Origin of the sequence: Halalkalibaculum roseum, assembly GCF_011059145.1 — a bacterium.
Taxonomy (GTDB): Bacteria; Bacteroidota; Rhodothermia; order Balneolales; family Balneolaceae; genus Halalkalibaculum; species Halalkalibaculum roseum.
Window position 1 is genome coordinate 199,700 of sequence record NZ_JAALLT010000002.1, and the last position, 14,421, is coordinate 214,120.

Consider the following 14,421-nt stretch of genomic DNA (forward strand, 5'->3'; position numbering starts at 1 on the left):
CATTATGGCTAAACCGTTAACGAATGAAGAGATTTCTTCAGCACTTTCCGATCTGGATGGCTGGAGTCACAAAGATGACAAGCTAAACAAAGAGTTTTCTTTTGAAAATTTCCGTGATGCCTTGGCTTTTATTACGCGCATTGCATTTGAAGCCGAAGAGCAGGTACATCATCCTGAAATCTTTAATGTATACAATACTGTTAAAATAGCACTCAGTACCCATGACGCAGGCGGTAAGGTAACAGAGAAAGACCTGAAGCTTGCCAAAAGTATTGAGTCACTGTACAACAAATAAGCTGCATGGATTATTTACACGATCTTTATTCTTTTTTACCCGGTATCATTGTCGCCGTTGCCGGTTTGCTGGTCATCATCATAGATTCTTATAAGGATGACCATGATGGGATATTCGGACTGACCATATTTGCATTGGTTGCCGCACTCGGTGTTTCGATTTTTGATATGCTCGGGCCGACCGGAGAAGCCTTTTCGGGCATGATCACCTATGGCGGAACGGCCGCATTCGGCAGTATGGTAGTGTTATTCGGGTCCCTGTTCTGCATGCTGATTTCCAGGGAGTATCTTCAGGCTATCGATCATAATTTTGGTGAAGTCTATGCCATGGTTCTTTTTGCAACAACCGGTATGCTCGGACTGGCCGCTGCCAATAATCTTATAATGATCTTTCTGGGGCTGGAGACGATGTCAGTCTGTCTCTATGTGCTTGCGGGTCTCATTAAAGAGGAAAAGATTGGAGCGGAAGCGGCATTGAAGTATTTTCTGCTGGGTGCTTTTTCGACCGGATTCCTGCTCTACGGTATGGCGCTGTTATACGGAGCCACCGGGTCACTGAATATTTATGAAATTGCTGCCGGGGCAAGTAGCGATCTGTTGTTTATCGCGGGTGCCGGATTACTGCTGGTTGGATTTTTCTTCAAGATATCTGCAGTACCCTTTCACATGTGGACGCCGGACGTTTACCAGGGTACACCTACCACGCTTACTGCCTACATGGCCACTGCTTCCAAGTCAGCTACTTTTGTGGCGCTGATTTTGATTCTTTCCAGAATGCTGCCCTCAGACATAGGAGAGTGGAGCGAAGTAATAGCTATCATTTCTATTATCACCATGATACTGGGTAATATCATTGCCTTGGTGCAGGATAACATCAAGCGGATGCTGGCATACTCGAGTATTGCCCATGCCGGTTATCTGCTGGTTGGTTTGGCGGCCGGAACCCCGGAAGGGTACAGTGCGGTGCTCTACTATCTGTTTGCCTATACCATCATGAATGTTGGGGCCTTTGGTGTTGTAGCCTATTACGAACGCCAGCAAGGTCTCGACTTTACCGATATAAACAACTATGCGGGACTAGGATTCAAGAGTCCCATGATGGGAGTTATGCTCTCCATATTCCTTTTTTCCCTGGCCGGTATACCTCCAATGATCGGCTTTATCGGGAAGTACCTTGTTTTTGCTGCGGCCATTAATGCCGGAATGATCACACTTGCTGTAATTGGTGTTCTGGCTAGTGCAGCTAGTGTTTACTACTATCTCCGTCCTATGGTTTATCTCTACATGCGGGAGCCACACAAGGACCTGCCTCTGGTTCATGCCGGGTGGTTGTTCAAAGGGAGCCTGCTGGTGCTGACAATTCTTACCATCTATTTTGGCATCGCCCCGGGCGAATTAACTGAGTTGCTTAGCTCTTACTACTCTGGTGACTGGGTAGCTTCCAGATTTATGCCATAGTAGCTGTTTCATAGAGATACACTGAGACTCTGTGGAATAATTTTGTCCAATCTCCAATTGTATTTCCAAATTAAAAACGCTATTTTTGCAAGCCTGTCAACCGCCCTCTAGCCGGCGAGACAGAGACCTGCTGGTCCGAATAGATCGGATCGGCTGTTTTCAACCGAAAACACCCAAAGGAAAAAACATATCACATGAGTAAAAATTATTACGAGCTAACCTATATTATTAATCCTGTGCTGGAAGACGATCAGTACGAGGAAATAATTGGTAAATTTACCGATTTCATCAAAGGTAACGATGGAGAAATCGATGAAGTTAATGAATGGGGAATCCGGAAGTTTGAGTTTGAAATGGACGGTAAGACCAGCGGGTATTATGTAAATGCCTTTTTTGACGCACCCGGCGATCTGATTGAAAAACTGGAGCGTTCCATGCGCATTGATGATAATATCATGCGCTACCTAACGCTGAAATATGACGCCAAAATGTTGCGTCATCGCGAACTCCAGAAGAAAAATGCCGTTCCCGATATCTTTGCCTTCGACGATGATGAAGAGCAGAACGACGAAGACGAAGATTAAAAAAGCCCTAACCGAAAAGATTTTATATTATGATTAAGAATCCATCACATCCGAAGAAAGGACACATCAGAACCCGTGAGTGCAAATTTACCAAAGCGGGTATAGAGTACATCGATTATAAAGATACGGAAGTACTGCAGCGTTTCATGAACGACCAGGGACGTATTCTTCCCCGCCGTGTAACCGGAACCAGTGCCAAATACCAGAGACAACTTTCCCGCGCCATCAAACGCGCCCGTTTTCTCGGTATGATTCCATATGTAGCTGATAACCTTCGATAAAAGACTTTTTTACTATGCCAAATCAAATGAAATTAATCCTTAAAGAAGACGTTAATAAGTTAGGTGAGTCCGGTGACATCGTTGATGTTAAGCCAGGATACGGCCGTAACTATTTGATTCCCCAAGGCAAAGCCATCATGGCTACCGAGGGAGCGTTGAAGCAGTTGGATGCTATTAAAGAAAGTGCTGAACGCAGAGCCGAACTTACTGTTGAAGCTGCCAAAGAGATGGCAGAACGTCTTGAAACGACATCCGTAACTATTTCTGTTTCGGTTGGTGAGGATGAGCGAATCCACGGAACCGTAACGAACCAGGATGTTGCTGATGCTCTTCAGGAACGTGACATTGAGATAGATCGTCGTAAGATCGAACTCGATCAGGATATCAAAACGCTGGGCGAGTATACGGCTACCGTAAATCTTATTGGAGAAATTAAGCAGCAGATTAAGGTTTGGGTAGTTAAAGAGTAATAAACGCCTGATGCGTGAAGCAATTAATACCTAAACTTTTGTTGATGAAAATTACTTCCAAAATAGCAATGGGGATCATCGTGCTGATGTTATCCCCATTTTTTGTTCAGGCCCAGCTACTTGACCCGGTTTCATTCGAAGTATCTCAGGCTCCGGAAACTGTAAAAGCCGGTGAAGCTTTTGAGATTACCGTAGAAGCTACCATTGAAGGTGAGTGGCATCTCTATTCTATTGCCAACGATCCCGACGCAGGACCCTATCCAACACAGTTTTCATCCAAGAACCCCCAGCTTCAACTAGCCGGGGATGTCAGCGAGTCAGAGGCGGTCATAGAGTACGATCCCAACTTTGAAACCGACCTTGGATGGCATACTTCAAATGCAACATTTACGATTCCGTTAGCTTTTCAGACGGATGCTTCGGGCAGCTCTATGATTGACGTAGAGGTTCTGTACCAGGTGTGCGATGATAAATCGTGTCTGCCGCCCAAAAGGAAATCCATAACCAAGGGAATCACCATATCGGGTGTGGCTGACCAGCCTTATGAAGGATTGACCGAAAGTGATTCTGGTAGTCCTGCCGCTTCTTCCGCAGACGGATCATCCGGAGGAACCGGTGGGGCGCAGGTTGATGAGTCAACCACCGGTTCGGCAACTGCCGGAGGCTTTGGTGGAGACGGTATTTTCTCATTCCTCTGGCTGGCACTTACAGCCGGATTCGCTGCGCTTTTGACACCCTGTGTCTTTCCCATGATCCCGCTCACGGTTTCCTTCTTTTCAAAACAGAAAGAGGGGCAACGGGGTAAGGCTGTAGGACAGGCTTTTGGATTTGGAATTGCTATTGTACTAACCTTCACCATACTCGGGGCACTGCTTGCATTATTAATTGGGGCATCCGGGGCCAACCAATTTGCTGCCAATCCGTGGGTTAATCTGATGATTGCACTGGTGCTGGTTGTATTTGCAGTCAGTCTGTTGGGAGCTTTCGAGCTTCGTCTTCCATATCAGGTTACAAACTGGTTGAACCGCAAGAGTAACGAAAGCTCAGGTTTGACGGGCGTATTGTTCATGGCCCTGACCATTAGCGCGGTATCCTTTTCCTGTACCGCTCCTTTTGTTGGAGGCGTGCTGGCTGCGACAGCCGGAGGCGAGTGGTTCTATCCTATCATAGGAATGATGGGCTTCTCGGCCGCTTTTGCCAGTCCTTTTGTACTTTTTGCTCTCTTCCCACGCTGGCTGGAGTCCCTGCCAAAGAGTGGTTCTTGGATGAATATTGTGAAGGTACTGCTCGGTTTCATTGAGTTGGCTGCCGCATTCAAGTTTCTTTCCAACGCCGACCTGGTTTGGGGCTGGGGACTCGTCTCACGTCCGCTGACTATTGCAGCCTGGATTGCAATCTTCTTGATGGCCGGTCTTTATATATTAGGTGTTTACTCCGTAAAGCACGAAACCAAGCCAAATCAGATCGGTACGGGCCGATTAATGCTGGCAATTCCGTTTTTCCTCTTTAGCTTTTATTTGATACCGGGACTGCTAGGTGCTTCGCTGGGAATTTGGGATGCGTGGCTTCCGCCTAAACAGGCTACCGATGTAAGTGTAGTCTATTCTATTTCCCAAAGGGGTGGTGGCTCCGATTCCGGAGAAGAGTGGGAAAACTGGTCAGAAAACTACGATGAATCCGTTGAAGTTGCCAAGACCTCAGGCAAGCCTGTGTTTATAGACTTTACCGGTTATACCTGTACAAACTGTCGCGCGATGGAGTCCAATGTATTTCCCTTGGAGCCTATACAAAATAATTTTGAACAAATGGAAAAGGTTCGTCTTTATACTGATGATGGAACGGACGGACCCGAGAACCAAAAATTTCAATTCCAGCTGACCGGTACGGTTGCATTACCTACCTACGTTATTGTAAATCCGCATACCGGAAATGTAATCAGTCAGCTGGTGGGATATTCCGACAAGGATGAATTCCAGAGTTTTCTGGAAAATGGGTTAAACAGATACCGCAATTTAGAGAAATCTGACACTAAGGTGGGATTGAATTAGGTAAATTCCTTAAGTGTTATTTTATTTAAGTGTTAAAGCTTTTAAACAGCCTGTTATTTACCAAATAACTGCTTTTGTTATTTTGACATTTAAGTCAAAATGATCTATAATTTTGCAACTTTGTGAGCCCAAAAAAATTAAATCAAATAATAAAATAGGAGTAATCGTATGACATCGTCAATAGCTCTCTTCCTTCTACAAGCTGGAGCTGATCAAGGCTTTTTTAATGTAATCGTTGAAAAGTTTAATGAAGGTGGCGGCTGGATGTGGCCGGTACTAATCGCTCTCATTCTAGGCTTGGCCATATTTCTCGAACGAATTATCACACTTAACCTTGCTGACATCGATACTCGTAAGTTCGTAGTCAATGTTCAGGAAGCTCTTCAGGAAGGCGGCGTGCCTGCTGCACAGGAATTGTGCTCTGAAACCCGCGGCCCGGTTGCTTCTGTATTCCAAGCCGGACTGATGCGTATGGATGAAGGTATTGAAGCTGCTGAGAAAGCAATTTCAGCCTACGGTTCTATTGAAATGAGTTTCCTTGAAAGAGGACTTGTTTGGCTATCTCTCTTTATTGCCATTGCACCGCTGCTCGGCTTCCTCGGAACAGTTGTAGGTATGATCGAGGCCTTCGATGCTATTCAAGCTGCAGGTGATATTTCGCCTACCCTGGTTGCCGGAGGTATTAAAGTAGCACTTTTAACAACTGCTTCAGGTCTTCTTGCAGGTATTATTCTACAGGTAGGCTATAACTACTGCGTTTCCAAGATCGACAGACTCATTGCCGAAATGGAAGAATCTTCCATCACGCTGATTGACTCTATCGTTGAAATGAAGCAAGGCGGAAGTCCTTCAGCTTCAAATCCCGCTGGTGAATAATCTTAACATTCCAATCAACATAAAGGTGACAACATGTATAGTGTAATTGGACTTGGAATTGCAGCGGGACTGATAGGACTTGGAGTTATTGCAATTATCGTTGCAGGCGCCAGAAGTATCAAGAATGGTAAGCAGGATTTTAAGAAGATCATCACTTTCCTGGTACCATTCGCAGTCTATGGCGTTGCATACGGTATAACCGGCAGCTTCAATGAAGCAGGTATTGCAACCATGATATTTATGATGGCAGCAATGTTACTGTTTATCGTACTGTCCGGCTTTAGAAGTACTTTTAACCTCTAGGATTACTGTTATGCTGAAGAAAAGAAAAAGAGAAGATCCCGAAGTCGGCGGTTCTTCCATGGCAGATATTGCTTTTCTGCTACTCATATTTTTTCTCCTGGTAACCACTATTGATGTGGACACGGGAATTGGTATGGTATTACCGCCGAAGCCGGAAGAAAATGTTGAACCGCCTCCCATTAAGGAGCGCAACATGCTTAAGATTCTGGTGAACGCCGAAGGCTTGATTCTTATGGATGACACGCCCACGGCGATTACGGAAGTAAAGCAGAAAGTTAAAGATTTCGTTACCAATAACGGTCAGGATCCAAACTTATCTGTCTCTCCTGATAAAGCTATCGTTTCTCTTAAAACTGACAGGGCAACGCCCTACCGGGTATACATAGATATGCTTGATGAGGTTATGGGTGCCTACGATGAGATACGAAACACGGCGGCACAGGAACGCTTTGGTAGAAGTCTGGACCAACTCGGTGAAGACAGCGAAGAGTTCCAGCAGATAAAGGATCTCTATCCAAAGAAAATTTCAATCGCAGAGCCTGACGAAGGATAACGAATTATGGGACATTTTAAGAAGAAATCTTCGAATACCAGTCAGGAAGTGCCGACAACGGCGATGCCTGATATCGTATTCATGCTGCTCATCTTTTTTATGGTTACCACCGTACTGAGAGAGGTTGAGTTGCAGGTACGAGTTAATTTTACCCAAGCTGAGAACATCGAAAAAATCGAACAGAAGCGTCTGGTCAGCTACGTTTACGTAGGGCCGGAACGTCTCTCAGGCAACCGGCTTGGACCTACCAAAATCCAGGTCGATGATGCACTCATCGAAGATGTAGCTGCTATTCGAAAACTCATGTACGACAAACTCCAGGAACAACCTAAACTGATTGTTTCCCTGCGTATTGATGAAGAGACTGAAGCCGGTATCGTAAACGATATCCAGCAGGAACTTCGCGAAGCAGGAACACTCAGAATAAACTACTCTACAAAACCGGAAGGTAATCCCGGAGGATAATCCAAAATTTTTGGGTACAAGGTTTTAAAAGGCATGTGCACTATGTGTACTTGCCTTTTATTTTTTAAGTGACATATCTATATGGATCAAAACAATTTCAGAACTATACAATCACTGGGCAGAAAAGAGCTCATCAATGAGCTGATGGAAAATTCCACAGTTCAGAAAGACACCGTAATTAATGGGGTGGGAGATGATGCCGCAGTACTAGCTTGCCGCGAAGGTGCATACAGTTTGCTCAGCTCGGAGACATTTATGGAAGGTGTAGACTTCGATCTCACCTATACGCCTCTAAATCATCTCGGTTATAAGGTAGCTTCCTCGGCAATCAGTGATATCTACGCCATGAAAGGAAAACCCGATTCCTTGCTGGTGAATATGGCACTTCCTAACAAGCTCTCTGTTGATATGGTTAAAGAGATCTATAAGGGCATCTATTCTTGCGGGGCAGAACATGATTTCCAGGTTGTTGGGGGTGACTTGACAGCATCGCATCAGATATTGTCCATGAGCATTACCTGCCAGGGAACGGTTGGGGAAGAAGAAATTGTATATCGCAGAGGTGCACAGGAAGGAGATGCCGTCTGCGTAACGGGTGATCTTGGAGGTGCTATTGCCGGACTCAGAATTCTTTTGAGAGAGAAAGAATACTGGCAGGATAGTCAGCAACAGCAATTTCAACCCGACCTGGAAGATTACGAGTATGTAGTGCAGCGACAACTGGTTCCCTTTGCCCAGAAAAAATTTATTGATACTCTCGAAGAACTTAAGATGTTGCCTTCGTCGATGATTGATCTGACCCAGGGCCTTGTAAGTGAATTGTCAAATATCACCGATGCATCCGATACCGGTGCCATGATATACCAGGCGGCACTTCCTATCGCGCTGGAAACCAGGCAGGTGGCGGATGAAATGAAGGAAGACGTTGATAAATATGCCTTATATGGCGGTGAAGATCTGGAAATGCTATTTACCTTAAAAAAAGAACAGGTAGAGCAATTAGCCGATACTTTTTCTAACTTTACGGTTATTGGCAAAATTACCTCAGAGTATGATGCTCCGGTGATGCAAACCGGAGAAGGTGAGCTGGTCAGCTTTACTGAAGATAATTAAATCATTCAATATACCGACAGTTTCTGCGTTATAATATTGCACAACATTAAGGAGAACCTTTCGTAAGCCACCCTGTACTACTAACAGATATAGATTGAGGCACGCAGGGTAATGTAATTTACCTTATATTTAGTTCTAGAATTAATCTACTCAGACTTTAAATGTCAGAAAACAAGAAATCACAGAATAAAAAAGATTCGGATTCTAAGAATCCCATAAAGGGCAAGAATAACAGCCCTAAGTTCCCTATTTGGATCTATGCCGTACTATTGCTGGCTCTATTTGGCATTCAGATCTTCTTTATGAGCCAGGGAAGCGGCAATCGCATTAAATACAGCCAGTTCCTGGAATATGTTGAACAGGGGTATGTCAAGGAAATCACGATAAAAAACAACAGTACTATTACCGGTGAGTACAGTGAGAAAGCCGTGCAGGAAGGTATTGTGAATCGAAACCAGGATCAGGACCAGTGGCAGCTGACCGACTCTGAGCCCACCAATCGCTTCAATACTACTATGATTGAGGGTGATGAAATTCGTCCGCTTCTGGACGCGAATGAGGTAGTTTATGATGCCCAAATTGAGGAGAACTGGTTCGACAGTATTTTCTTCTGGCTGATACCAATAGGTCTCGCCATTGCCTTCTGGATTTTCATCTTCCGACGCATGAATCCCGGACAGCAGGTACTGAATATCGGTAAGAATAAAGCCTCGCTGTATGATAAGCAGAAAGAGAACAAGGTTTCTTTCCGAGACGTTGCCGGGTTGGAAGAGGCTAAAGCTGAAGTGGAAGAGGTTGTAGAATTTCTTAAGAGTCCGAAAAAGTTCACCAAATTGGGCGGTACGCTACCTAAAGGCGTATTGCTGGTAGGCCCTCCGGGAACCGGTAAAACCCTGCTTGCAAAGGCTACTGCCGGGGAGGCTGATGTGCCGTTCTTTAGTCTGAGCGGATCCGATTTTGTAGAGATGTTTGTAGGTGTGGGTGCCGCACGGGTACGTGATCTGTTTAAACAGGCTAAAGAGAAAGCACCGTGTATCATATTTATTGATGAAATTGATGCCATCGGTCGAAGCCGTGGCAAGGGTATGATGATGGGTTCTAATGATGAGCGTGAAAATACCCTGAACCAGCTACTCAGTGAAATGGATGGGTTTAATACCGACAAGGGTGTCATCATTATGGCGGCTACCAACCGTCCGGATGTGTTGGATTCGGCTTTGCTTCGTCCCGGTCGTTTTGATCGACAAATTCTGATCGACAAACCTGATCTTAATGGAAGGGTACGCGTGCTGGAAGTTCACAGCCGTAAATTGAAACTTTCCAAAGATATTGACCTGAAGCTACTAGCTTCTCAAACACCCGGTTTTGCGGGAGCGGAACTGGCAAACCTTTGTAATGAGGCTGCCCTGATGGCTGCCAGACGCGGCAAAGAGGCAGTAGAGATGGTGGACTTCCAGGACTCCATCGAAAGGGTTATAGCGGGGCTTGAGAAAAAGAATAAGCTGATCAGTCCTAAAGAGCGTGAGATCGTAGCGTACCACGAAGCGGGACATGCTATTGTTGGTTGGTATCTCGAGCATACCGATCCGGTACTAAAAGTAAGTATTGTCCCTCGCGGGCTTGCTGCCCTGGGTTATACCTTGCAGACCCCGCTGGAAGATCGTTTCCTGATGACCACAGAAGAGCTTGATGATAAGATCTGTGCGCTGTTGGGCGGACGGATTTCAGAAGAAATTATATTCGGACGTATCTCCACAGGTGCCCAGAATGATCTGGAGCGTATCACTAATATGGCCTTCGCCATGGTTGCCGAGTACGGAATGAGTGAAGAGATAGGTTATCTGTCTCTGAAAGACTCCCAAAATCCTGAAAACAGCTATGGCTTTAACAAAAAATATTCACAGCGTACCTCAGAACGTATTGATGACGCCGTTGCAAAAATTGTTCAGAGAAACTACGAACGTACCAAGAAGCTGCTGAGGGATCATAAGGATGAGCTGGAGAAGATGGCCAAGACCCTTCTGGAAAAAGAGGTACTTGACCATAATGACCTTCGCGATCTGCTTGGAGATCATCCGGAAGGAAAATATCCGGAAGGCATTTTCAAAGATGACTACGAGACGGCCAAAGTAAACGGTAAACCATCCAAAGCAGAAACCGTCAAAGAGAATCTGGAAGAAGAGAATCTGGAAGAAGAGAATGAAGCGGTGGAGTCTAAGTCAGGTTCGGAAACGGATGGGCAAGAAGAAGGCAAGACTGAAAAACCGGATATTTCGAAAGAGTAATTAGGAAGCTTTCCTAAACTGATAATCGTAGAGATTCTAGATTAAGCGGCTATTTTTTAAAAAGTAGCCGCTTTTTTATTGGGTTATATTTTGATGTTCAGATCGACTTAAGAAAGGCTTTTCTTATATAAAACTGATTAACTGTACAATAGAGTGGCGATATTTGAAATTTGATAAAATTTACCCGACTAGATTTTATCCTACAAAGTAATGCCGAAAAGTTTGGCTCGTTAATTCATAGCCTGCTTTTCGAGTTGCTTCAAGTTTTGTGACTGTGCCAATTCAAAATTACTTGCCTCAATAGTATTGAGCCGGTCATATTTCATGGATCTTATGGCGACAAAATCATCCATATCGATTTGATCGGATTTCAAACAGTTCGTTACCTCTTCCCAAACCTCCCTAATTTGATAGGTTGTATCACACTGCTTGATCTTGGCAATCAATTGCTTTCTCATATTTCTAACCCGTTAAATATGTTCGTATGTAGAACTGCGATTAATCAATACAAGAATTATTCAGGCTATTTTCAAGGGATATGAGAAATTTTACAATTCTGATTGAAAACCAAAAAGTAATTTGCTTTTGCTGAGTTTTGAAAGAATAAACGTTGAGACCTGGGTAAGCCAATAAAATCGAAGATTATCTTAATAATATACCCAATGATTTAAGTTCTCGATGTTCATCTATGCTATCAGTGTCTCAATAGAAGAGCATCTAAACATTTGATAAATATACTGACCAGCTATTGAGTACCCTCAGGTTTCTTAATAAGCCGATATCATGCACTTCTTAACACTGGCTTAATTCTAGAGTAACAGAAGCGTAACCCTGTGTTAATTGTATGGCTAAATGAGTGTGCTATCCTTGCATCTCATGTTAAGGATTAAACTCTAATCAATCAGCACACTCATCGTGAAAGCACAAACTATAATACAACATTTTAAAATTTTAGGTCTCGCCTCAGCAACGATCCTGTTATTGGCAGGAACGAGCTTTGCTCAGGGCAGTAATTCACAATACGGCAAAATTGTCGGAAAGGTAGTGGATGCAGAAACCGGTGAAACGGTAATAGGAGCGAACGTAGTGATCAGCGGAACCAGCCAGGGTGATGCAACCGATATCGATGGAAAATATACCATTGACAAGGTGCAACCGGGTATCTATTCACTTACTGCTTCGTATATATCTTACACTAAGAAAACACTTACGGGTATTGAAGTTGATGCCGGTAAGGTTGTCACTGTGAATATTAAACTGAGCCCCGAAACACTAGGCCTGGAAGAGGTCATCGTCTCAGCACAAGCGGCAACGAATAATGAGGCCGGACTCCTTTCCATCCAGCGTAAGTCACTGGCCGTGCAAGACGGACTCTCTTCTGAATTTCTTGGCAAAACGGGAGACAGCAATGTAGCCGCTGCCATGAAGAGAGTGACCGGAGTTTCTATCATAGGTGACAACAACGTCTATGTAAGGGGACTCGGTAATCGCTACAGTAACATTCAACTCAACGGATCCCAGGTTCCATCTACCAGTCCTAACAAAAAAGAAGCACCAATTGATCTGGTAGGAAGCGGACTTGTAGATAATGTAGTCGTACAAAAGACCTATTCACCGGATCAGTCAGGTGAATTCTCCGGAGGGTCAGTCCAGATTACAACCCGTGAGTTTCCCGATGAGAAAAACTTCACACTCAACTACTCCACCAGCTACAACTCAGTATCGACCTTCGACAACATGTTGAGTTACAGCGGAAGCAGTACCGATTTTATCGGTTTTGATAATGGCAAACGGTCGCTGCCTTCCATTATCTCTTCACAACGGCTTACCTCCGGTGAAGTAGAAGGGCAGGCGGCCAGTCAGTTCCACAGTGACTGGAATATTACTGATTCCAACAAATCACTTCCCTCACAGAAGATTAGCATCAATTATGCCGATCAGTTTAATGAAGACCGATTACCCATCGGGCTCGTATCTAATTTCAGCTATAAGTATGAACAGAGAACAGAGCCTAACAAGACGATGCGTGAAATACAGAGCGCTTCAGACGTGGGTTCAGCCTTGTTGCGTTCTGACTATAGAAGTAATGTGGGTATTGAAAGAGCCAAGCTAAGCGGGATGCTCAACTTATTTACTAAGCCGAACAGCACTACAAAGATTGGGTTGAAAAATCTCTACTCCAACTCTGTGAACAACAGTGCTCATATCATTACCGGTGATTTTGTGAATGCACCCGCTGCGACCCGACAAACCATTCTTGACTTCGATAGGAGATCCATTTTTTCATCTACTCTTGAATTGGATAAAGCCTTTTTGAAATTTATGGATTCAAGACTGAAAGCGAATATCAGCTTTAGTCAGGCTATCCAGGACAGGCCGGATCGCAGAACTACCCAGTACAATCAGAGTACCGGTACAAATGCTTTCAACATCTTCTTTGATGACGGGGGTAATACCCATTACTTCGCGAAACAGAATGAAAAGAACTACTCTGCTGAAGTTAAGTATGAGTTCAATCCGCTAAAAATATTGAAGTTGAAGATGGGCGGAGCCGGGACCATCAGAGACCGAGATTTTGACGCCCGCAGGTTCCGGTACACAAATTTTAGCGGCGGATACCCAAGTGAGATACGTTCGCAGGAACCATCCGTGACCTTGAACTCTCAGCTGGTAGTTGATGGTATCATAGACTTGTCGGAGACCTCTACGCCACAGGACTCCTATAACGGAAGCCAGAACCTGTTGGCCGGTTACCTTAGTACAATCTGGTATCCGATGAACAATGTGACATGGGAAATAGGGGCGCGTATTGAGAATTCCGATCAGGAAGTGGAGACCCTGAATGACGGTAATGCAGAACTGATTGCCAATGTAGAGAATACCGATATACTACCGGCAACGAACTTGACCTACAGCCTTTCTGACAAAACAAACATACGTGGGGCTTTCTCATACACCCTGGCTCGTCCGGAGTTTCGTGAGATTTCTGCCTTCAGTTTCCAGGATTTCATCGGCGGACAGATCGTGTACGGTAATCCGGATCTCAATCGTACCCAGATTCAGAACTATGATTTGAGACTGGAGACCTATCCAAGTGCCGGCGAGTTGTTTGCCATCAGTGCCTTTTATAAGCACTTTGAAGATCCTATCGAATTGTTCTATCGCTTCACTGAACGGTCGGAAGTAGAGTACCGAAACGGTGATGAAGCCATCCTTTATGGAGTAGAGCTGGAAGGTCGTAAAAATATTACCGATCGCCTGCAGGTTGTGGCTAACGGGTCATTCATTTTCTCTGAGACAAAGGTGACCAATCCTGAAAATATCAACCGGGTGGCCAATGCGGAGAGACCAATGTACGGGCAGTCACCATATACTGTAAATGTGTCGACTTTCTACCGGTTCCCGAATAACAGTCTCGACCTATCCCTGATATATAACACATTCGGCAAGCGAGTGGTAACGGTAGGAAAGGTTAATCATCCCGATGATGAATATGAGCAGCCTTTCCACAACCTGGGCTTCAATGCTTCTTACCGGTATGGATCAGCCAAATTCAGTCTGGGTATTGAAAACCTATTGTTAGACGAGAGGGAATACAAGCAGGGTGACGTAACTACATTTCAATATGACCAGGGTATGACTGTAGAGATGGGTATTTCACTCACATTCTAGGAATGGTAATCAATTACTC

General features: G+C 44.6%; 14 protein-coding genes. 13 read left to right on the forward strand and 1 reads right to left on the reverse strand.

The window, feature by feature from the left end:
* The first annotated feature begins 4 nt into the window (after window positions 1-4).
* The 12 genes from G3570_RS05015 to ftsH all read left to right on the forward strand — a co-directional run bounded on the left by G3570_RS05015 (window position 5) and on the right by ftsH (window position 10,730).
* Window positions 5-295 (forward strand): 4a-hydroxytetrahydrobiopterin dehydratase, encoded by a 291-nt coding sequence (locus G3570_RS05015; RefSeq protein WP_165139930.1) that lies wholly within the window; start codon window positions 5-7, stop codon window positions 293-295.
* A gap of 5 nt (window positions 296-300) precedes the next feature.
* Window positions 301-1,752: an NADH-quinone oxidoreductase subunit N gene (locus G3570_RS05020; RefSeq protein ID WP_165139932.1), complete on the forward strand. Its 1,452-nt coding sequence runs from the start codon at window positions 301-303 to the stop codon at window positions 1,750-1,752.
* A gap of 194 nt (window positions 1,753-1,946) precedes the next feature.
* Window positions 1,947-2,336, forward strand: a complete 390-nt coding sequence (gene rpsF, locus G3570_RS05025) for a 30S ribosomal protein S6 (RefSeq protein ID WP_165139934.1) — start codon at window positions 1,947-1,949, stop codon at window positions 2,334-2,336.
* 29 nt (window positions 2,337-2,365) lie between these two features.
* Complete coding sequence (rpsR, locus tag G3570_RS05030; RefSeq protein WP_165139936.1) at window positions 2,366-2,617, forward strand: 30S ribosomal protein S18; 252 nt, start codon at window positions 2,366-2,368, stop codon at window positions 2,615-2,617.
* Window positions 2,618-2,631: 14 nt separating this feature from the next.
* Complete coding sequence (gene rplI / locus G3570_RS05035) at window positions 2,632-3,087, forward strand: 50S ribosomal protein L9 (protein WP_249066716.1); 456 nt, start codon at window positions 2,632-2,634, stop codon at window positions 3,085-3,087.
* A 44-nt stretch (window positions 3,088-3,131) separates the two neighbouring features.
* Window positions 3,132-5,135: a protein-disulfide reductase DsbD family protein gene (locus tag G3570_RS05040; RefSeq protein ID WP_165139938.1), complete on the forward strand. Its 2,004-nt coding sequence runs from the start codon at window positions 3,132-3,134 to the stop codon at window positions 5,133-5,135.
* A gap of 168 nt (window positions 5,136-5,303) precedes the next feature.
* A complete protein-coding gene (locus G3570_RS05045; protein WP_165139940.1) occupies window positions 5,304-6,011 on the forward strand; it encodes a MotA/TolQ/ExbB proton channel family protein in 708 nt (235 codons plus the stop codon).
* 33 nt (window positions 6,012-6,044) lie between these two features.
* Window positions 6,045-6,314, forward strand: a complete 270-nt coding sequence (locus G3570_RS05050) for a hypothetical protein (protein ID WP_165139942.1) — start codon at window positions 6,045-6,047, stop codon at window positions 6,312-6,314.
* A gap of 10 nt (window positions 6,315-6,324) precedes the next feature.
* A complete protein-coding gene (locus G3570_RS05055) occupies window positions 6,325-6,867 on the forward strand; it encodes a biopolymer transporter ExbD (RefSeq protein ID WP_249066718.1) in 543 nt (180 codons plus the stop codon).
* Window positions 6,868-6,873: 6 nt separating this feature from the next.
* On the forward strand, window positions 6,874-7,332 hold the full coding sequence (locus G3570_RS05060) for an ExbD/TolR family protein (protein ID WP_165139944.1): 459 nt from the start codon (window positions 6,874-6,876) through the stop codon (window positions 7,330-7,332).
* Between the two features lie 81 nt (window positions 7,333-7,413).
* A complete protein-coding gene (gene thiL, locus G3570_RS05065; RefSeq protein WP_165139946.1) occupies window positions 7,414-8,445 on the forward strand; it encodes a thiamine-phosphate kinase in 1,032 nt (343 codons plus the stop codon).
* 161 nt (window positions 8,446-8,606) lie between these two features.
* Entirely contained in the window at window positions 8,607-10,730 is a 2,124-nt protein-coding gene (gene ftsH / locus G3570_RS05070; protein WP_165139948.1) for an ATP-dependent zinc metalloprotease FtsH, read from the forward strand.
* Window positions 10,731-10,960: 230 nt separating this feature from the next.
* Here ftsH and G3570_RS05075 read toward each other — a convergent pair whose 3' ends face one another.
* Window positions 10,961-11,188, reverse strand: a complete 228-nt coding sequence (locus tag G3570_RS05075; protein ID WP_165139950.1) for a hypothetical protein — start codon at window positions 11,186-11,188, stop codon at window positions 10,961-10,963.
* Window positions 11,189-11,645: 457 nt separating this feature from the next.
* Between G3570_RS05075 and G3570_RS05080 the strand changes: the two genes are divergently transcribed.
* Window positions 11,646-14,402 (forward strand): carboxypeptidase-like regulatory domain-containing protein, encoded by a 2,757-nt coding sequence (locus tag G3570_RS05080; protein ID WP_165139952.1) that lies wholly within the window; start codon window positions 11,646-11,648, stop codon window positions 14,400-14,402.
* Window positions 14,403-14,421: the final 19 nt, after the last annotated feature.

Coding starts and splice junctions, on each gene's coding strand:
- G3570_RS05015 (WP_165139930.1), top strand. CDS start 5: ATGGCTAAACCGTTAACGAATGAAGAGATTTCTTCAGCACTTTCCGAT.
- G3570_RS05020 (WP_165139932.1), top strand. CDS start 301: ATGGATTATTTACACGATCTTTATTCTTTTTTACCCGGTATCATTGTC.
- rpsF (WP_165139934.1), top strand. CDS start 1,947: ATGAGTAAAAATTATTACGAGCTAACCTATATTATTAATCCTGTGCTG.
- rpsR (WP_165139936.1), top strand. CDS start 2,366: ATGATTAAGAATCCATCACATCCGAAGAAAGGACACATCAGAACCCGT.
- rplI (WP_249066716.1), top strand. CDS start 2,632: ATGCCAAATCAAATGAAATTAATCCTTAAAGAAGACGTTAATAAGTTA.
- G3570_RS05040 (WP_165139938.1), top strand. CDS start 3,132: ATGAAAATTACTTCCAAAATAGCAATGGGGATCATCGTGCTGATGTTA.
- G3570_RS05045 (WP_165139940.1), top strand. CDS start 5,304: ATGACATCGTCAATAGCTCTCTTCCTTCTACAAGCTGGAGCTGATCAA.
- G3570_RS05050 (WP_165139942.1), top strand. CDS start 6,045: ATGTATAGTGTAATTGGACTTGGAATTGCAGCGGGACTGATAGGACTT.
- G3570_RS05055 (WP_249066718.1), top strand. CDS start 6,325: ATGCTGAAGAAAAGAAAAAGAGAAGATCCCGAAGTCGGCGGTTCTTCC.
- G3570_RS05060 (WP_165139944.1), top strand. CDS start 6,874: ATGGGACATTTTAAGAAGAAATCTTCGAATACCAGTCAGGAAGTGCCG.
- thiL (WP_165139946.1), top strand. CDS start 7,414: ATGGATCAAAACAATTTCAGAACTATACAATCACTGGGCAGAAAAGAG.
- ftsH (WP_165139948.1), top strand. CDS start 8,607: ATGTCAGAAAACAAGAAATCACAGAATAAAAAAGATTCGGATTCTAAG.
- G3570_RS05075 (WP_165139950.1), bottom strand. CDS start 11,188: ATGAGAAAGCAATTGATTGCCAAGATCAAGCAGTGTGATACAACCTAT.